The 19,950-nt window shown below is 42.9% G+C and carries 17 protein-coding genes; 11 read left to right on the top strand and 6 right to left on the bottom strand.

Annotated elements, in window-relative coordinates; all coding sequences use genetic code 11:
- The 3 genes from L4C33_RS10040 to L4C33_RS10030 all read left to right on the top strand — a co-directional run.
- Nucleotides 1–565: TRAP transporter small permease (locus L4C33_RS10040; RefSeq protein WP_428812304.1), on the top strand; the 565-nt coding region annotated here is incomplete at its 5' end.
- Between the two features lie 3 nt (nt 566–568).
- On the top strand, nt 569–1,930 hold the full coding sequence (locus L4C33_RS10035; protein ID WP_428812303.1) for a TRAP transporter large permease: 1,362 nt from the start codon (nt 569–571) through the stop codon (nt 1,928–1,930).
- Between the two features lie 286 nt (nt 1,931–2,216).
- A complete protein-coding gene (locus tag L4C33_RS10030; protein ID WP_428812302.1) occupies nt 2,217–2,450 on the top strand; it encodes a DUF2789 domain-containing protein in 234 nt (77 codons plus the stop codon).
- 57 nt (nt 2,451–2,507) lie between these two features.
- On the opposite strand, the gene L4C33_RS10025 is transcribed toward L4C33_RS10030, so the two are convergent.
- Both L4C33_RS10025 and L4C33_RS10020 read right to left on the bottom strand, forming a co-directional pair.
- On the bottom strand, nt 2,508–3,851 hold the full coding sequence (locus tag L4C33_RS10025) for a sigma-54-dependent transcriptional regulator (protein ID WP_428812301.1): 1,344 nt from the start codon (nt 3,849–3,851) through the stop codon (nt 2,508–2,510).
- 47 nt (nt 3,852–3,898) lie between these two features.
- Nucleotides 3,899–5,713 (bottom strand): sensor histidine kinase, encoded by a 1,815-nt coding sequence (locus L4C33_RS10020; protein WP_428812300.1) that lies wholly within the window; start codon nt 5,711–5,713, stop codon nt 3,899–3,901.
- Nucleotides 5,714–6,408: 695 nt separating this feature from the next.
- On the opposite strand from L4C33_RS10020, the gene tig reads away from it, so the two are divergent.
- From tig to L4C33_RS09985, 7 genes are all read left to right on the top strand, one after another.
- Nucleotides 6,409–7,710 carry a trigger factor gene (gene tig, locus L4C33_RS10015; protein ID WP_428812299.1) on the top strand — a complete coding sequence of 434 codons (1,302 nt, stop codon included), beginning with the start codon at nt 6,409–6,411 and terminating at the stop codon, nt 7,708–7,710.
- A 105-nt stretch (nt 7,711–7,815) separates the two neighbouring features.
- On the top strand, nt 7,816–8,442 hold the full coding sequence (clpP, locus tag L4C33_RS10010) for an ATP-dependent Clp endopeptidase proteolytic subunit ClpP (protein WP_428812298.1): 627 nt from the start codon (nt 7,816–7,818) through the stop codon (nt 8,440–8,442).
- Nucleotides 8,443–8,524: 82 nt separating this feature from the next.
- Nucleotides 8,525–9,805, top strand: a complete 1,281-nt coding sequence (clpX, locus tag L4C33_RS10005) for an ATP-dependent protease ATP-binding subunit ClpX (RefSeq protein ID WP_428812297.1) — start codon at nt 8,525–8,527, stop codon at nt 9,803–9,805.
- Between the two features lie 132 nt (nt 9,806–9,937).
- A complete protein-coding gene (lon, locus tag L4C33_RS10000; protein WP_428812296.1) occupies nt 9,938–12,289 on the top strand; it encodes an endopeptidase La in 2,352 nt (783 codons plus the stop codon).
- Between the two features lie 174 nt (nt 12,290–12,463).
- On the top strand, nt 12,464–12,757 hold the full coding sequence (locus tag L4C33_RS09995) for an HU family DNA-binding protein (protein WP_428812295.1): 294 nt from the start codon (nt 12,464–12,466) through the stop codon (nt 12,755–12,757).
- Nucleotides 12,758–12,926: 169 nt separating this feature from the next.
- Nucleotides 12,927–14,786, top strand: coding sequence for a peptidylprolyl isomerase (ppiD, locus tag L4C33_RS09990; protein WP_428812294.1), 1,860 nt, complete (start codon nt 12,927–12,929; stop codon nt 14,784–14,786).
- Nucleotides 14,787–14,919: 133 nt separating this feature from the next.
- A complete protein-coding gene (locus tag L4C33_RS09985) occupies nt 14,920–15,222 on the top strand; it encodes a ComEA family DNA-binding protein (RefSeq protein WP_428812293.1) in 303 nt (100 codons plus the stop codon).
- A gap of 78 nt (nt 15,223–15,300) precedes the next feature.
- Here L4C33_RS09985 and rrtA read toward each other — a convergent pair whose 3' ends face one another.
- Complete coding sequence (gene rrtA / locus L4C33_RS09980) at nt 15,301–15,843, bottom strand: rhombosortase (protein WP_428812292.1); 543 nt, start codon at nt 15,841–15,843, stop codon at nt 15,301–15,303.
- 9 nt (nt 15,844–15,852) lie between these two features.
- Here rrtA and L4C33_RS09975 point away from each other — a divergent pair, with 9 nt between their 5' ends.
- Nucleotides 15,853–16,452 carry a tRNA-uridine aminocarboxypropyltransferase gene (locus tag L4C33_RS09975; RefSeq protein WP_428812291.1) on the top strand — a complete coding sequence of 200 codons (600 nt, stop codon included), beginning with the start codon at nt 15,853–15,855 and terminating at the stop codon, nt 16,450–16,452.
- A 28-nt stretch (nt 16,453–16,480) separates the two neighbouring features.
- Here the strand turns inward: L4C33_RS09975 and L4C33_RS09970 are convergent, their stop codons facing one another.
- From L4C33_RS09970 to L4C33_RS09960, 3 genes are all read right to left on the bottom strand, one after another.
- Entirely contained in the window at nt 16,481–17,815 is a 1,335-nt protein-coding gene (locus L4C33_RS09970) for an anti-phage deoxyguanosine triphosphatase (protein WP_428812305.1), read from the bottom strand.
- 34 nt (nt 17,816–17,849) lie between these two features.
- The gene (yfbR, locus tag L4C33_RS09965) at nt 17,850–18,434 is read right to left on the bottom strand and encodes a 5'-deoxynucleotidase (protein WP_428812290.1); all 585 of its coding nucleotides are present in this window, start codon (nt 18,432–18,434) and stop codon (nt 17,850–17,852) included.
- A gap of 128 nt (nt 18,435–18,562) precedes the next feature.
- Nucleotides 18,563–19,777, bottom strand: coding sequence for a pyridoxal phosphate-dependent aminotransferase (locus L4C33_RS09960; RefSeq protein ID WP_428812289.1), 1,215 nt, complete (start codon nt 19,775–19,777; stop codon nt 18,563–18,565).
- Nucleotides 19,778–19,950 lie beyond the last annotated feature (173 nt).

Raw genomic sequence — 19,950 nt, 5'->3', positions numbered from 1 at the left:
AGAACTAACGGTTTTCATGTTCGCATGGATGGTTTTAGTTGGCGCTTCATACGGAGTTAAGAAACATTTTCATATTGGTGTTGATGTCATTATCAACCTCGCACCTGAGAAGTTGCGAAAGATTTATGCCCTTATTGCTGTAACCAGTTGTCTTGCATTTTCTATCTTACTTTTGATTGGTTCATGGAATTATTGGTATCCGTTTGCAACTGAGCGTGCTTGGTATGAAACGGATGATATTCCGATGCCAGAAATGTTGCAGTTCCTCTCTGATTGGTTAAATGAAGGCGAGCGTTACGAAAAAATGCCACGTTTCATTCCTTACATGGCTTTACCTATTGGCATGGCTTTGCTGACGTTTAGGTTCGTTCAAGTCGCTTTCCAAATATTGACAGGGAAACTCGATCGCATGATTGCGGGGCATGAAGCCGAAGAAGAACTAGATGCGTTGAAAGCAGAAGTGTTAGCAGGCTCAGATGAGCAAGCGACAGCAGTATTAGATTCTGCTTCCGCTAACAAATCTAAGTCAGAATCGTCTGCGACATCAAAAGGTAAGGAAGACTAAATCATGGCAATGTTATTTCTATTTTTAATGGTAATTGCTTTCATGTTGGTCGGAGTACCAATTGCGATTTCCCTAGGCTTATCGAGTGTGATCTTTTTACTGATGCATTCAGATGCGTCATTAGCGTCGGTTGCTCAAACGTTATTTAATGCGTTTGCCGGCCACTACACACTGTTAGCTATCCCATTCTTTATTCTTGCTTCTAGTTTTATGTCTACAGGTGGCGTAGCGAAACGCATTATCCGTTTTGCTATCGCTATGGTTGGCTGGTTCCGTGGTGGTTTAGCCATGGCTTCGGTTGTGGCTTGTATGATGTTTGCAGCTCTATCTGGCTCATCTCCTGCGACGGTTGTTGCCATCGGTAGTATCGTTATTGCTGGCATGATCAAAAATGGCTATTCGAAAGAGTTCGCGGCAGGTGTTATCTGTAATGCGGGTACTTTGGGTATCTTGATCCCACCTTCAATCGTTATGGTGGTTTACGCTGCGGCAACGGATGTGTCAGTTGGGCGTATGTTCCTTGGTGGTGTTATTCCTGGTTTATTGGCAGGTGTAATGCTGATGATTGCTATCTATATAGCTGCACGCATTAAGAAAATTCCAGCGCAGCCATTTGTTGGTTGGGGTGAAATGTTTGCCGCAGCTAAAGATGCGAGTTGGGGCTTATTGCTGATTGTCATCATTTTAGGTGGTATTTACGGCGGTATCTTTACTCCGACTGAAGCAGCAGCTGTTGCAGCGGTGTACGCGTTCTTTATCGCCAATTTTATTTACAAGGATATGGGGCCATTTGCAGACAAAGAAAATAAAAAGCCAGTCCTAGTCAAAATGGTTCAAACCTTTGTCCATAAAGACACCAAAGATACGCTTTATGATGCGGGTAAGCTGACAATTATGCTGCTGTTTATCATTGCTAACGCACTGATCCTTAAGCACGTATTGACAGAAGAACGTATTCCACAAATGATCACAGAATCGATGTTGTCTGCTGGGTTAGGGCCAATCACATTCTTAATTGTAGTGAACGTTCTACTGTTGATAGGTGGTCAGTTCATGGAGCCATCAGGCTTGCTGATCATTGTTGCTCCGCTAGTGTTCCCAATCGCAATCGCACTGGGTATCGATCCAATTCACCTAGGTATCATGATGGTGGTGAACATGGAGATAGGGATGATAACCCCGCCTGTGGGGCTCAACTTGTTTGTAACCGCCGGGGTTGCGAAGATGTCGATGATGAACGTGGTAAAAGCAGCATTGCCGTGGGTTGGCGTGATGTTCTTGTTCTTAATCATCGTGACTTACGTGCCTTGGGTTTCAACGTGGTTACCAACGACGTTAATGGGCCCTGAAATTATTACGAAGTAGGGGATAATAGCCCCATAGAAAAATCCCCAGTAATAATTGGATTACTGGGGAGTAGAAAAGGCATCAATAATTGAAATTTAGTGAGATGTAGCAGAGTTGGTTTACAGGTAAAAAATCACAGAGTGCATATAGTCACATCCGGTTATTACCTGTTGTGGTATGGAATTAGAGTATGACACTACGTGTCGAAGAAATGTGAAATGTAGGAGGCTCTTTGGCTGCTGTGTAAAAGGCCAGTTTGTCCTATAGTTAGCAGTAGTACGAATAGGTTAGTGGAGAGTAGTCCATGGAAATGCATCAACATTCGATCCCAGAATTATTTAAGCARTTAGGGCTTGGTAGTTCAAAGGGCGAAATTGAAAGTTTTATTAATGAACACAATGGGATGGCAGCGGGCAAGGCTATTCATGAGGCAGAATTTTGGTCTCCAGCTCAGGCTGATTTTCTAAAACAAGCGATTGATGAAGACGCTGATTGGGCTGAAATTGTCGACCAATTGGATGCCATGCTTCACCATTAGATTAGCCTAACGGTGAAGGCGGTGCATTCAATTAAAGTGGCTACATGCTAGCGATGTTTAGTCGGTTTTATAGTCACATTTATCTAATCCGTAGCGCTGCATTTTGTCATATAAGGTTTTTCGGGCGACTTGTAACTTCTCCATTGTGTCTTTAATCGAACCGTTACATTCGATTAACGCTTGTTCAAGGGTTGCTTTTTCGAACTCCGCAACCTGGTCAGTAAGTGACGAAGTTTCTTTTTCTGGTTGGACATTGTTTGATAACTGAGCCAGCTTCCCTAACAGGACAAAACGTTCGGCTGTGTTACGTAGTTCTCGGACATTACCCGGCCAATCATGGCTGATAAGTACATGAAGTTCGTTGCTAGGCAAGGCTTTGGCAGCTTTTCCGTATCGAGCCGCTGCGACCAACAAAAAGTGATGAAAGAGGGAAGGGATATCTTCTTTACGTTGCCTTAGTGGCGGTAAATCTAGAGTGACGACGTTGAGTCGATAGTAGAGATCTTGCCTAAATGTTCCCTTGTCCGCAGCCTGCTTTAAGTCGACTTTGGTTGCTGCAATAACTCGAATATCGAGAGGTTGTAATTGATTAGAGCCAACTCGTTCAATTACTCTTTCTTGCAGTACTCGTAGTAATTTTATTTGTGCCTGCATTGGCATAGATTCGATTTCATCGAGAAATAGAGTACCACCTTGAGCGTATTCAAACTTGCCAATTCGACGGCTTTCAGCCCCAGTAAACGCACCTTTCTCGTGCCCATACAGTTCACTTTCAATTAGGTTCTCAGGAACAGCCCCACAATTCACAGCAACAAAATTTTGCTCGCGGCGACCACTTTGTTCATGCAAAGAACGAGCGATAAGCTCTTTACCAGTGCCTGTTTCTCCGAATAATAAAATGTCGGCTGCGGTGTCGGCGACATGAGCGATGGTATCTCGTAGATCTTGAATGCATGGAGTATCACCAATAATTCGAGGGCCTAGGGTTTGGCTCGCCTTTAAAGAGCGCTTTAATTGCTGATTTTCAATGATGAGTTGCTGTTTGTCGATTGCACGTTTAGTTGTTTCAATTAGCCTTTCTGGTGCAAATGGCTTCTCGATAAAATCGTAAGCGCCTTCGTGCATCGCAGATACCGCCATTGCAATATCGCCGTGCCCTGTGATCATGATGACAGGGACATCCGAGTGCTGATGTTTGATGGTATTCAGCAAGTTTTGCCCCGAAAGCCCAGGTAGGCATATATCGGAAATGATCACTAAGGGTATATCACCACCTTGGATAGCCAATAACGCATCTTCGGCACTACCAAAGAATTGAGCGTCAATGTCTGCGAGTTCAAAGCTTTGCTCAATGGCTAAACATAGGTCTTGTTCGTCATCGATGAAAAATACTTGGCTCATCTTTGTTCCTTTATTGTTCTTATATGTGTGAGGAAGTTGTTTCGCTGTTATGCGTCGTTATTTTTGATGACTGGAAGCATGACACTAAAACGAGCACCTCCAAGTGGACTTGTGGTGGTTGTAAGTTGACCGTTCATACTGTCCATAATTTGTGACGATATAGATAAGCCCAAACCAAGGCCGTCTTTTTTTGTGGTAAAGAAAGGCTCAAATAGGCTCTTGGACTCGGAGTTTGATAAGCCTGAACCGCTATCGTCAATATGAATCCACACTTGCCCACTTGCGGTTTCAATTTCTAACCGCATCTCCCGATCACTCTGTTCATCCATTGCTTGTATCGCGTTGGTCAACAGATTGATGATCACTTGCTCAAGTTGAATTGGGTTGATGAGAACTTCTACACAGTTCTTTAAATCACTGGCTTGCATTAGGTGGGAAACATCTACTTGGTAATTTACTCGATGCGTTTTGACCTGGGGTGCGATGAGCTCATTCACGGAACTAATGATGGGCAGTAGGTCTACTTTCACTAACTCGCTGCTGGTGGCCGACTTTTTAGCAAAAGATTTGAGCTGCAGACTGATTTTTGCCATGCGATCGGTTAATGCTGAGATCCGGGTGAAATTATCATCGACACGATCGTACTTTCCTTTTGCCAAGAAGAGCTTACCGTTCTCAGAAAAGCTTCTAATAGCAGCCAATGGATTATTCAGTTCATGACTGATACTGGCAGACATTTGTCCAAGCACCGCGAGTTTAGCCGCCTGTATTAAATCGTCTTGGGTCTTACGGAGAGCTTCTTCTGTGTTTATTCGTTGATCTATCTCGGCGTGAAGTTCGGATGTCCGCTCCATCACTAAGAATTCCAGTTTTTGTTTGGCTTCTGATTGAAGCTGCTCGATGTGTCGATGTTTTTGCCTACGGTGATCCAAAAGCTGGCTAAGTAGAAAAATGACCGCGAAGACGAGAGTCAGAATAACGAGGTAAGCGATGAGATCCCACCAAACTAAATGAATGGGGGAGAGTACACGAATTGTTAGTGGGAAGTTGTCGAGTGAACGAGATGACATCACAAAGCCATCGCTCCCAAGCGATGTGGGGTGAGATAACGTCGTCGGTGACTGGTTCAATTCACCGCTAAAAGGTAGGCTTCTAATTTCCGTATCCAGATATTGACGGCTCTCTTGAATGACCTTTTTCTTCGTTTTATCTAATGGTGATAAGCTTTTAAATAACCAAGCTGGGTTGCTCGACATGAAAACGATTTGATTGCTATCACTCACCACAAAGTAACTTTGTTTCCCATGCCAATTTTGTTCTATAGACGACAAATCCATTTTAACGACGACAACGCCAATAACGTCAGCGGCATAAACAACAGGGAACGAGTAGTAATAGCCGCGTTGACCAGAGGTAGATCCTAACGCGAAATATTGACTTTCTTTACCGCTAATCGCTTCTTGAAAATAGGGGCGGAATGCGAAGTTTCGCCCGACAAAAGAGCGGTCTTTGTTCCAATTACTGGCAGCAATCGTTGTACCAATATCGTCGATTAGGTAAGTGTCGGCAGCTTGTACCACACTGTTTACTTTCTTCAAATAGCGGTTGGTTATTTCAATTTGAGCGCTGTTGTTTGCGTCTAGCAGTGCATCAATGAGTTCTTTGTCTTGGGAGAGCAATTCGGGGATATGCGCAAATTTGTCTAGCTTACTGGCAATGTGATCGGAAAAGCGATCTAGCTGGGAAGACTGCTGATTAGTGAGTGATTGAAAACTGTATTCCCAAATCCACTTTCCACCAAGGTAAAGGGCCACAATGTAAATAATGAAATATACAAAAGATAAGCGTTTGATTGGTGACATCCTATCCCCAGGCTAGACAACGACTTCCTTACATAAGGTTATGCTCCGCATATACTAGCTTGGTTAATGTACTATTCATTAGCTTACTAGATTAGGGGCTGCTTATGAGCAGAGTTGGTTAAGTCGAACGATTAAAACAACGCCAATAGGTTAAGTGTTTGTCTTATCAATTGTAGAAAAAATTATCGACAATGAGGACTAAAACAAGAGCAAGATCTCTTTTTGGCGTTTTTCGCAAAAAAAGACCTCGATTCCCTTGAAAAAGTCGCTATTGTCCCCATTTCTGTTGTGCTACGTAGTGATTTGATGGTTTTTGTATCACTTAGCAAAAGAATTTAGAGCATTCATCATCTAGCAGAGGTGAACGGCTCGACAGAGATTAAACAGATCGCTAGAATGTCGCGTCTAAAATTTCTGTCCTGAGGCTAATCGGAGATACCTTTCTTGTTTGTTAAACAAGCTTTATATCGCTTCAAATAGATCCACTGTGATCCTGAAGCTTATGAAGGAAAAAGATATCGCTGATTAGTCTGGTGTTTGATTGAATACTCAATTCAAGCATCAATGCTCAATTTTAAATTAGGTGTTCGGATAGAGCACTACACAAGGATGCAGCCAACAACGTCGGCTTTTGAATTAAAGCTAAGTTACGGCTCATATGCTCAGATTACTGAGCCAGTTTTGAGGTTTATATAATGCAAGTTACTGTTGAAAAGCTAGAAGGCCTAGAGCGTCGTCTTACTATTACTGTTCCAGCTGCAAACATCGAAGATGCAGTTACAGCTGAACTACGCAACATCGCGAAAAACCGTCGTTTCGATGGCTTCCGTAAAGGCAAAGTGCCAATGAAGATGGTTGCTAAGATGTACGGCAAAGCAGTACGTCAAGACGTAATGGGCGAAGTAATGCAACGTCACTTCATCGAAGCGATCGTTAAAGAAAAAACTAACCCAGCTGGCGCACCAACTTTCGCACCTGTTGAAAATAACGAAGGCGAAGATCTAGTATTCAACGCAACTTTTGAAATCTACCCAGAAGTTGAACTGAAAGGTCTAGAAAACATCACTGTTGAGAAACCAGCAGTTGAAGTTAAAGAAGAAGACGTTGCTGAAATGATCGAAACTCTACGTAAGCAACAAGCTACGTGGACTGAAGTTGACACTGCAGCTGACGCTGGTTCTCGTGCAACTATCGACTTCGTTGGCTCTATCGACGGTGAAGAGTTCGAAGGCGGTAAAGCTGAGAACTTCCCACTAGAGATGGGTGCTGGTCGCATGATCCCTGGTTTTGAAGACGGTATCGTTGGTAAAACAGCAGGTATGGAATTCGAAATCGACGTAAACTTCCCAGAAGATTACCACGCAGAAAACCTAAAAGGTAAAGCTGCTAAGTTCTCTATCAAGCTAAACAAAGTTGAAGCTCGTGAACTTCCAGAACTAAACGAAGAATTCGTTTCTAAGTTCGGCGCTGCTGAAGGTGTTGACGGTCTTAAAGCTGAAGTTCGCAAAAACATGGAACGTGAGCTTAAGCAAGCTGTTAAAAACCGTATCAAAGAGCAAGCTCTTGACGGCCTAGTGAACGAAAACGACATCGACGTACCATCTGCTCTTATTGACCAAGAGATCGGTGTTCTTCGTCAACAAGCTGCTCAACGTTTTGGTGGCAACACTGAAGCTGCTGACCAACTTCCACGTGAGCTGTTCGAAGAGCAAGCTAAACGTCGCGTAGTTGTAGGTCTTCTTCTTGGTGAAGTAATCAAGACTGAAGAGTTAAAAGCTGATGACGAAAAAGTTAAAGCTATCATCGAAGAGATGGCTACAGCTTACGAAGATCCATCAGAAGTTATTGCTTACTACGAGCAAAACGAACAGATGATGAACAACATGCGCAACGTTGCTCTAGAAGAGCAAGCTATTGACGCAATCATTGCTAAAGCACAGGTTTCTGATAAAGAAGTTAGCTTCAACGAGCTAATGAATCAGCAACAACCTGCTTAATAAGCAATATCTTGCGTAGAAAAGTTGACTTAGCGTTAACTATTCTGCTAACAATGGTCCGTATGATTTTATCATCCGGGCCATTTATTTTAGGGACATAAGAATATGAGCTACCAAGAAAAAAACACAATGCCATCGATTATGGACGCGCTAGTTCCAATGGTGGTTGAACAAACTTCCCGTGGTGAACGTTCTTACGATATTTATTCTCGTCTATTAAAAGAACGCGTAATTTTCCTAACAGGTCAAGTCGAAGACCACATGGCAAATCTTGTCGTGGCTCAACTACTTTTCCTAGAATCTGAAAATCCAGACAAAGATATTTTCCTTTACATCAACTCTCCAGGCGGCAGCGTTACTGCAGGTATGTCAATCTACGACACTATGCAGTTTATCAAGCCAAACGTAAGTACAGTATGTATGGGCCAAGCTTGTTCTATGGGTGCTTTCTTACTTGCTGGTGGTGCTGAAGGTAAACGTTACGTTCTGCCTAACTCTCGTGTGATGATTCACCAACCACTTGGTGGCTTCCAAGGTCAGGCTTCTGATATTCAAATTCATGCTCAAGAAATTCTAACGATCAAACAGAAGCTTAACAAATTGTTGGCTGAACACACTGGTCAGCCGTTAGAAGTTGTAGAGCAAGATACAGATCGTGACAACTTTATGTCTGCAGATCAGGCAGTAGAATACGGTTTGGTGGACGCAGTTCTTAATCACCGTGGCGAATAATTGCACGACAATTGTTTAACGCAAATTGATTAAAATTGATATACACTCAAATCATAGTGAGTAAAGGCTAAGAGGTTAGCGAATGACAGATAAAAGCAAAGAGGGTAGTAGTGGTAAACTGCTGTACTGCTCTTTCTGCGGCAAAAGCCAGCACGAAGTTCGCAAATTAATCGCAGGTCCTTCTGTTTACATTTGTGATGAATGTGTCGATCTTTGTAACGACATTATTCGTGAAGAAATCAAGGATGTTCTACCTAAGAAAGAATCTGAAGCGCTACCTACACCGCGCCAGATCCGTGAACACCTAGATGACTATGTAATTGGACAAGATTACGCGAAAAAAGTGCTAGCCGTAGCGGTATATAACCACTATAAGCGTTTACGTAATGGTGATACGACAAGTGATGGCGTAGAGCTAGGTAAGAGTAATATTCTACTTATCGGCCCTACTGGTAGTGGTAAAACACTACTTGCAGAAACGTTAGCGCGTTTCCTAGACGTACCATTCACGATGGCAGATGCTACTACACTAACCGAAGCGGGTTATGTGGGTGAAGATGTAGAAAACATCATTCAAAAGCTACTGCAAAAGTGCGATTACGACGTAGCGAAAGCGGAACGTGGCATTGTTTACATCGATGAAATCGATAAGATTTCTCGTAAAGCTGAAAACCCATCAATCACGCGTGACGTGTCTGGTGAAGGTGTTCAACAAGCTCTACTAAAACTTGTTGAAGGCACAGTGGCTTCAGTACCTCCTCAGGGCGGTCGTAAACATCCACAACAAGAATTCCTGCAAGTAGATACATCTAAGATTCTATTTATCTGTGGCGGCGCATTTGCTGGTCTAGATAAAGTAATCGAGCAACGTGTAGAAAAAGGTTCTGGTATCGGCTTTGGTGCAGAAGTGCGCTCTAAAGACGAAGCTAAAACAATTGGTGAACTATTCACTCAAGTTGAACCTGAAGATCTAGTGAAGTATGGTCTAATTCCAGAATTCATTGGTCGTCTGCCGGTAACGACTACACTGACAGAACTTGATGAAGAAGCCCTTATTCAAATTCTTTGTGAGCCGAAAAACGCCCTTACTAAGCAGTATGGCGCATTATTCGATTTAGAAGATACTGAATTGGAATTCCGCGAAGATGCACTACGTGCGATTGCTAAGAAAGCAATGGAGCGTAAAACAGGTGCTCGTGGTCTTCGTTCTATTCTTGAAGGCGTATTACTTGAAACCATGTACGAGCTGCCATCTTCTACAGATGTAAGCAAAGTGGTTATTGATGAGTCAGTAATTAACGGTGAGTCTGAACCACTGCTAATTTACAGCAACTCGGACAACCAAGCTGCTGGTGCAGAGTAAGTCTTTTTAAGACAAATCGCTCAAATTAAAAAAGGAGGTAAGCAATTACCTCCTTTTTTTTATTCTTTCATTGAATCCAGTCGTTTAAGCCCCATATACTGCTTTATAAGTTAAAGCGGAAGAGAGAAAAATATGAACTTGGAACGTTCCGAGCGTATCGAGATCCCCGTACTGCCTCTACGTGATGTAGTGGTTTACCCACACATGGTAATTCCACTATTTGTTGGTCGCGAAAAATCAATTTCTTGCCTAGAAACGGCAATGGAAACCAACAAGCAAGTACTGCTAGTCGCGCAGAAAGAAGCGGATACTGATGAGCCTTCAATTGACGACCTATTCGAAGTAGGTACTGTCGCTACCATTCTTCAGTTGTTAAAGCTTCCTGATGGTACTGTAAAAGTGCTTGTGGAAGGTCAGCAGCGTGCAAAAATTCACCAATTCAGAGAAAGTGAGTTTTTCCTTGCGGATGCCGAATACGTAGTAACCTCAGAACTTGATGAAAAAGAACAAGAAGTGGTTGTTCGCAGTGCGATCAACCAGTTCGAAGGCTTTATTAAGCTAAACAAGAAGATTCCACCTGAAGTTTTAACCTCTCTAAATGGCATCGATGAAGCAGCACGCCTTGCGGATACCATCGCTGCACATATGCCTTTAAAACTTGCAGACAAACAGCACGTACTAGAAATTCTAGATGTCACTGAACGTCTTGAGTTCCTTATGGGGCAAATGGAATCTGAAATTGACATCCTACAAGTTGAAAAACGTATTCGTGGGCGTGTTAAAAAGCAGATGGAAAAATCGCAACGCGAGTACTATCTGAATGAGCAAATGAAAGCGATTCAGAAAGAGCTTGGCGAAACAGAAGATGGCGTTGATGAATTTGAAGTATTGAAGCAGAAGATTGAAGAATCAAAAATGCCTCAAGAAGCTCGTGAGAAAACTGAGCAAGAGCTTCAAAAACTGAAAATGATGTCACCTATGTCTGCTGAAGCAACAGTTGTGCGTAGTTATATTGACTGGATGGTAGGTGTTCCGTGGGCTAAGCGCTCAAAAGTTAAGAAGAACTTAGCGAAAGCGGAAGAGATCTTAAACGAAGACCACTACGGTCTAGAGCGCGTTAAAGAACGTATTCTTGAATACTTGGCAGTGCAGAACCGTATCAATAAGCTTAAAGGTCCAATCCTTTGTCTTGTTGGTCCTCCTGGTGTGGGTAAAACCTCTCTAGGTCGCTCTATTGCCGCTGCTACAGGCCGTAAGTACACACGTATGGCACTAGGTGGCGTTCGTGATGAAGCTGAGATCCGTGGGCACCGTCGTACGTACATTGGCTCTCTGCCTGGTAAGTTAATCCAGAAGATGTCTAAAGTTGGCGTTAAGAACCCACTGTTCCTATTAGATGAAATCGATAAGATGTCTTCTGATATGCGTGGCGACCCATCTTCAGCACTTCTAGAAGTATTAGACCCAGAGCAAAACAATGCGTTTAACGATCACTACCTAGAAGTAGATTACGATCTTTCTGACGTAATGTTCGTGGCGACGTCTAACTCAATGGACATTCCAGGCCCTCTACTGGACCGTATGGAAGTGATTCGTCTGTCTGGTTATACAGAAGATGAAAAGCTAAACATTGCTAAGAGTCACCTGTTAGACAAGCAAGTTCAACGTAATGGTCTTAAGCCTCATGAGATTGAGATTGAAGATTCAGCAATCATCGGCATTATTCGTTACTACACGCGTGAAGCGGGTGTACGTAGCCTAGAGCGTGAAATCTCTAAGATCTGTCGTAAAGCAGTTAAGAACATTTTGCTAGATAGCGACCTTAAGTCTGTAACGGTTAACATTGACAACCTGAAAGAGTACTTAGGCGTTCAACGTCACGACTTCGGTAAAGCCGATGAGAGTAACCGTATTGGTCAGGTTACTGGCTTAGCGTGGACTCAAGTTGGTGGTGACTTACTGACTATCGAAACTGAATCTATGCCGGGTAAAGGTAAGCTAACGCAAACTGGCTCTCTTGGCGATGTGATGAAAGAATCGATCCAAGCTGCAATGACGGTCGTTCGTTCTCGTGCTGAAAAACTGGGTATCAACTCAGATTTCTACGAGAAGCGTGACATCCACGTACATGTACCAGAAGGTGCAACACCAAAAGATGGCCCAAGTGCGGGTATCGCAATGTGTACGGCATTGGTTTCTAGCTTAACGGGTAACCCGGTAAAAGCAGAAGTGGGCATGACAGGTGAAATCACTTTACGTGGTGAAGTTTTACCTATCGGCGGCTTGAAAGAGAAACTACTTGCGGCGCATCGCGGCGGTATCAAAACAGTACTGATTCCAAAAGATAATGAACGTGATTTAGAAGAGATTCCAGATAACGTAATCGCAGATCTTAAGGTGATTCCAGTTCAATGGATCGATGAAGTATTGAAAGTTGCACTAGAGAAAGACCCATCTGGTGTAGAGTTTGTCGCTGAAAAATAGTGATGAGCAGCAAAAATAAGTAAAGAATTGCGCTGATAGGCTTAAAAAGGCTTGTCAGCGTTTTTTTTGGACGCTAAGTTAATCCACTAAAGCTTCTAGCCCTTTTGTTACAAGGCTTGCGGCTACTTTTAAACCAAAATGGAACGAACGTCATCTTACAAAAAATAATTACAGATGACACAAAGGGGAAACACAGTGAATAAAACACAATTAGTAGAATCAATCGCAGAAAACGCAGACATCTCTAAAGCTTCAGCTGGCCGCGCTCTAGACGCATTCATCGAAGCTGTASGTACAACTCTACAGTCTGGTGATCAAGTAGCACTTGTTGGTTTCGGTACATTCAGTGTTCGTACTCGTGCAGCACGCACAGGTCGTAACCCTAAGACTGGTGAAGAAATCCAAATCGCAGAAGCGAAAGTACCAGGCTTCAAAGCAGGTAAAGCACTAAAAGATTCTTGTAACTAAGACTTATCTTATGAACTGAAACCGAGTTTCAGTTCAATTAAGATTAAGCAAATCGAACTTTTTTAAATTATGCGCATCTTACTGGTGCGCATTTCTTTTTCTGATATTRTCGCGTGAATAGAATTTTATTTTGAAGCTTGATGCTTCATTCCCGGAGAGCAATTAAATTATGATGGATCGGTTACGCGAAGGCGTGAATAGCATCGCGGTAAAAATTATCCTTGGATTGATTATCCTTTCATTCGTTTTCGCTGGTGTGGGTAGTTACATCACTGGTGGTGGCAACAATGCTGCAGCGAAAGTAGGCAACTCTGAAATCGGTCGTGGTGAGTTTGAACAAGCTTATCAAAATGAACGTAATCGTATGCAGTCTCAACTGGGTGATTACTTCTCTCAAATGCTTGCTGACCCTGCTTACGTTGAGTCTTTCCGTAAATCGGTATTAGACCGACTAATCAACGATCTTCTTCTTGAGCAACACGCTGAGTCTTTAGGGCTACGTGTAAGTGATGCTCAAATTCGTACTATGATCCTAGAAATGCCTCAATTCCAAAACGAAGGCAAATTTGATCAAGACATTTACCAAGCGGCATTACGTCGTGCAGGTTTCAGTGCTGAAAGCTTTGCGGAGTACATGCGCCGTGACTTAGTTCGCAACCAGCTAGTAACTGCACTTCAAAGCAGTGACTTTGTGCTTCAAGGCGAAATTGACGCGCAAAGCCAGCTAATCGCACAAACTCGTGACATTCGCTCAATTACTCTTTCAGTTGAAGAACTGATGAGCAAGGTAACTCTGACTGACGAAGAAATTGAAGAGTACTACCAGCAAAACTCAGCAAGCTACRCTCGTCCAGAGCAAGTTAAAGTGTCTTACATCGAGTTGTCTGCTGAGCAACTAAGAGCTGATGCCCAGATTTCTGATGAAGCGGTAGAGCAATACTACCAAGAGCACTTAGACAAGTACTCTTCAGAAGAGCAACGTAAAGTTAGCCATATCCTAGTGCAAGGTGATGACGAAGCTAAAGCTCAGTCTATTCTTGACGAGTTGAATGGTGGTGCTGATTTTGCAGCACTAGCRGAAGAAAAGTCTGATGACTTTGGTAGTGCAGACCTAGGTGGTGATTTAGGTTGGATCGAGCGTGATGTGATGGACCCTGCTTTTGAAGAAGCAGCATTCTCATTGGTTAAAGTGGGAGATACTACAGGTCTAGTTAAATCTGCGTTTGGTTACCACATCATCAAACTAGAAGAGCTGAAAGCATCGCAAGCTCAGCCGCTAACTGAAGTGGCAGCTGAGATAAAACAAGAGCTAGTTGACCAATACGCTGTTGATCAGTTCTACGAGTTGCAAACTGAACTTGAAAAAGTAGCATTTGAATACCCTGACTCGTTAGATGATTCAGCTGAAGCAATTAACGCTAAGATTCAAACTACAGATTTTATCTCTCAAGTAGACGCGCCTGAAATTCTTAAAACACCAACAGTGACTCAAGCAATCTTGAGCCCTGAAGTGAAAGAAGACGGCCTAAACTCTGAAGTGATGGAAGTAGCACCTGAACATGTGATTGTTGTGCGTGTTGAAGACTCTCGCGATCAAATGGTTCTTCCTCTTGCGGAAGTGAAAGAACAAGTTGTCGTTGCTCTTTCTCGTGTTAAAGCCGAGCAAGAAGCGATTGAACTTGGTGAGTCTTTAGTGACAGCACTTCAAGAWGGTAACGACAACCTAGTTGCAGAGAAAGGCTTAGAGTTCAGCGAAGTTGAAACTATCGATCGTAGTTCTCCACTTGCTGCGACAGTATTCGCATTCTCTAAACCTGAAAACGGTAAGTCAGTTTTCGGTCAATCTAAAGATGCACAAGGCAACATCGTAGTTGTTGAACTTTCTAAAGTTGAAGCGAAAATCGAGCCGGCATACAGTGAACAGATTGGTGCTCAATTAGAGCGCTTAGGTAACCAACAAGACTTATCTAATGTATTAACGGTTCTTCGTAATAGCGCAGATATCGAATACTTTGTTGTGAGCCAGTAATCACACTCACTGCAATTGATATGTAACGTTAAACGGGTCACTTAGGTGGCCCGTTTTATTTTGTATTAATACTATTATTACAAGCGTGTTCGTCGGATTAACCTCATTAGTCATATTTAATGAGGAGATAAACATGAACATCCTAAAACTTCTGCTGCCCTTTGTTGCTTCAATTGCCTTTACGTTTTCTACATATGCGTCTGACACACCTACTCGCGCTGATAAATACGAAGGGATAGAGATCACTGTAAATATTAATACCGCACCTGCTGAAGAGCTGGCGATGCTATTATTAGGTGTCGGACAAAAGAAAGCTGTGAGTATTGTTGAGTACCGAGAAAGTAACGGTGGTTTCTCTCATGCGGATGAGCTTGCTAATGTGAAAGGTATTGGTGACGCAACGGTTGAAAAGAATCGTGATAGGATCAAGCTATAGACCCTTCTCATTGTACCTTCTGTTATTCGTTTAAAACCTATAAAGGAGAAGGTACATATCTCTTCTATTATGTACGGGCTATTTTTTCAGTTTGTACCCAGCATAGATGCAATAAGCTCCAATCAACCCAGAAATAGCACCTGCTAGATGAGCTTCAACCGCTACTTTAGCGGCAATCATCGAACTTGTTGTTATTGAGGCCCCGTAGTAGAGCTCCCACGACACTTTACCTAGTAAACCTAACACCAACAGCCAACTCGACTTTCTTCCTCTTAGCGCTTCACTGAGAGCGAAGTATCCAAAAATTCCGTGAAGAGTTCCTGATAAGCCTAGGTATATTCGATAATCAGAAAATAGCAGTAATACTCCTACAAGGGAACTCACACCAATTAGAGTTGAAATGAGTTGTTTTCTTGTAGGTGAAAACAAATAACTAATTACCCACAGCCCTGTCAGGTTCATCGCAAGGTGCCAAATGTTGGTATGACCAAAGTTTCCTGTTAGGATCCGCCACCATTGGCCTGATATGATGGCTTGTGCATCCCACTGAACTGTATTTTGAATAACAGGCAGTTGGAAAATACAGCAAATTACTGTTACGAAAATTAAAACAAGGTACACGTTAACCCCATGTCTCGATATTGCCCGGATTGTGCGAAAGCTAAGAAAGCTTGTATTTGCGAGTGGATAGAACCACTGGAATCTGACGTTGAGCTTATCATTCTTCAGCACCCTTCAGAAGAACATCGCCCGATGGGGACAGCAAAAATATTATCTTTATCATTAGCGAACAGCATTATTTTGATTGGTGAAGATTTTAGTGACCACTCTCAACTTAATCAGCTGTTGGCGGAACCGGGTTATGAACATTTTATTCTCTACCCAGGTGAACGGTCGGTCGGCGTAGAAAAAGTTGCATCAATTAATAAGAAAGTTCGTGTAATTTTGCTTGATGGTACTTGGAAAAAAGCGTTCAAAATGTGGCAAGTTTCTAAAAACTTACAAGACTTGAAAACGGTTCATTTACCTACGAATTTAAAGGGCAATTATCGAATCCGAAAAGCACCCTCAGAAAATAGTTTGTCGACGGTAGAGGCGGGTTACCACCTGTTGGAGCTGTTTAACGACAAGAATGATTACAGCCCTTTGCTTAAAGCATTTGATCACATGATCCAATTTCAAATTGATCAAATGCCTCCAGGGGTCTTTGAGCGAAATTATTTAGACTAAACAAGCATATTTAAGTAACTAATCGTAATTAGAAACCTGTGTGGGCGGAAAAAAGCTGCTGGTGAAGTCTTTGGGCAAAGCCGTCGGTCATTGAAGAAATATAGTCGGCAATTACTCTCATCTTTTTCGATTCTTCACTCTCGTTTAGCCAGTTTTCTTTGATGTTACTCGGCAATAGACGTTCAGGATCGGCACTGAGCGCTTCAAACATATCCATGATTATTTGTTGCCCCTTGTACTCAATGACTTGAACTTGAGGGATTTGTATTACAAATTGGCTCACAAAACGTTTTAGCACAGTGAGTGATTTTTCCATTCCAGACTCTAGGTACGCGTTGTACGCTAGAAGTGGGTTTTCAAATTCTGTCGGTACTTTGTCAATTGATATGCTTGTGAGTAACGCATTAACAATTCCCCCAATCGCATCTTTACGTTGGTGCTGTTTACCTGAGAATAGCATCTCTGATACAGATTCTAAGTTACTAATAAACCAGGGTTCTTCAGCTGCTAGTAATTCCTTTTCTGCTGTTTGCCATTGGCTTCGGGTTACTAACCCCAATACGATAGCATCCTCTAAGTCATGAACGCCGTAGGCAATATCATCCGCTAGCTCCATGATGGAACAATCTAGGGATTTAAATAGAGTCTTGTTGTGTTGGGTGTCTGCAAGTTCAGAGAATCTAAGTTGACTGAATTGTTGTTTATCTTTTTCAGATAGAGGGTCTAGCACCCAGTCAAATAATTCAGTGTCGTGGTCATAAATCCCTTTTGCCGGCATCCAGTCTTTAGCTCGCAATTGCCTTTGATGTTTGACTGGCTCAGCTTGTTGCTTCGCATTGGTCATGCTGAGCAGTGCAGGGTATTTAATGAGACCGAGCAAGGTACGTCTAGCCAAATTCATACCGTGATGTTCGGTATAGGGCTCTAGTCGAGTCAGAATCCGGAATGTTTGTGCATTGCCTTCAAATCCTCCGTGGTCGCGCATCATATAGTTCAGAGCGACTTCACCGCCATGGCCAAAAGGAGGGTGCCCAATGTCATGTGCTAAGCATATCGAATCGATCAAGCTATCTGATGGTAGCAGTGAACGGTATTCAGGCTGCTTCTTTTTCAACTGAGCAACAATACCAGTGCCAAGTTGGGCGGCTTCTAGTGAATGGGTCAGTCGAGTTCTATGGAAGTCATTAACACTTGTGCCATGAACTTGAGTCTTTGCTTGCAAGCGACGAAAGGCAGCTGAGTGGAGAACGCGCGCGCGATCTCGTTGGAAAGGGCTACGATGGTCATCACGTCTTATTTTATGCTCATCATCATTTCGATGTTGCCAATCTTGGCGTAGGGAAAAGTCCACTGTAGCACCTATCTATATGATTTTATTTATACTTGAGTGTACCGTATCAACTGATCTCGTCTAGCGATAATTCAAAGCTTGGGGCAAATGTTGTTAGGAAGTATTCCATCTCGGGTGTTTGTCGTTGTTCTAATGTTTCTTTTAGTCGGCGCTTTGCTTGTTCAAATTCATGGTTGCCTGCACTTAATTCCTCTAAACATTTTAAGTAAGCGCAAATGGAATCTGCTTGCTTAACAATTATTTGTTCTTCTTCAGAACAATGGCCAGAAATTAGAAAAGGTTCAAAATCATCTCGGAACTCTTCAGGGACCATTGAAAGCAGTCGCTTTTCTGCGGCAGCCTCAATTTTTTTGTACTCGGTAGCGATTTCTGAGTTGTAATATTTTACGGGGGTTGGCAGGTCTCCAGTTAGCACTTCGCTAGCGTCATGGTACATACCTAACATCGCAATTCTTTCTGGATTCAAACTCCCAGAAAACTTTTTATTTTTGATAAGGGCTAGGGCGTGAGCAACGAAAGCGACTTGTAGACTGTGCTCTGAGATGTTTTCAGATGAAACTGACCTCATCAAAGGCCAGCGTTGGATAAGCTTCATGCGGGCGAGGTGGGCGAAGAAGTGGCTTTGATTCATAGACAAGTCCCTTGCTAGGTTCCAAAAATAGAAAAGGCTCCTTGGTAGGAGCCTTTAAAGCATAGAAGTGTTTGATTGCAAAATAAAGCGCTTATAAAACAATCTATTATGCGGTAATCAATGAATGGTTATTGACGGTAAGTCGATAAGAATCGTTCTAAACGACCTATGGCCACTTCTAGGTCTTCAATATGCGGCAGAGTCACGATGCGGAAGTGGTCTGGTTTTGGCCAGTTAAAGCCTGTGCCTTGTACAAGCAGTACTTTTTCTTGTTTAAGGAAGTCGAGTACAAACTTCTGATCGTCTTTGATGTTATACATCTCAGTGTCGATCTTTGGAAATAGATACATTGCACCCTTTGGCTTCACGCAAGATACACCAGGAATCTGGTTGATCAGCTCCCATGCGCGATCGCGTTGTTCCAGTAAACGTCCACCAGGAAGTAAGAGTTCGTTAATACTTTGATAGCCACCTAATGCAGTTTGAATTGCGTGCTGCATTGGTACGTTAGCGCACAGTCGCATCGAGGCGAGCATGTCGAGCCCTTCGAGGTAGCCTTTGGCTAAGTGTTTCGGGCCGGTTAGGAACATCCAACCACCACGGAACCCACAAACACGATAAGCTTTAGACAGACCGTTAAAAGTCACCATCAACACGTCTTCTGCAAGTGTGGCGATAGAAGTGTGTACCGCGCCATCGTAAAGTACTTTGTCGTAGATCTCGTCGGCAAAAATGATTAAGCCATGCTCACGTGCAATCTCCACTACTTGTAGTAAGAAATCTCTGCTGTACACCGCACCTGTAGGGTTGTTCGGGTTAATAAGAACAATACCACGGGTCTTAGGGGTGATCTTTGCGCGCATGTCGTCAAGGTCTGGATACCAGTCTGCGTCTTCGTCACAGATATAGTGAACGGCTTTACCGCCAGATAGTGCGACAGATGCTGTCCATAGCGGATAATCTGGAGCGGGAACTAAGATTTCATCGCCATTATCCAGTAGCGCCTGCATAGACATAACGATAAGCTCAGATGCACCGTTACCGATGTAAACGTCTTCTACGTCAAGGTTACGTAAGCCTTTCTTTTGGTAATGCTGAACAACAGCTTTACGGGCAGAATAGATACCTTTTGAGTCACAGTAACCTTGAGATGTCGGTAGGTTACGGATTACATCGACAAGGATTTCATCAGGGGCGTCAAAACCAAACGGGGCGGGGTTACCAATATTGAGTTTCAGTATTTTATGCCCCTCTTCTTCCATGCGCTTAGCATGTTTGAGTACAGGCCCCCTGATTTCATAGCATACACTGTTGAGCTTTGCCGACATCCCGATATTTTGCATTGCCGATTTCCTGAAAATAATTTAAATACTTTATTAAAGTACCTTAAATTGCCGTTTGATAGAATAAAAATCTAGGTTTTGTCGATTTAACGGATAAGGTTTGTTCGCTTGGAATCACAGGAATGTGCAAAACATTTTATACATTCTTGATCTGAATGGGGTCTATCCATAGA

The sequence above is a fragment of the Vibrio makurazakiensis genome (genome assembly GCF_050337375.1).
GTDB lineage: Bacteria > Pseudomonadota > Gammaproteobacteria > Enterobacterales > Vibrionaceae > Vibrio > Vibrio makurazakiensis.
This window is presented reverse-complemented; position numbering and strand designations above follow the sequence as displayed.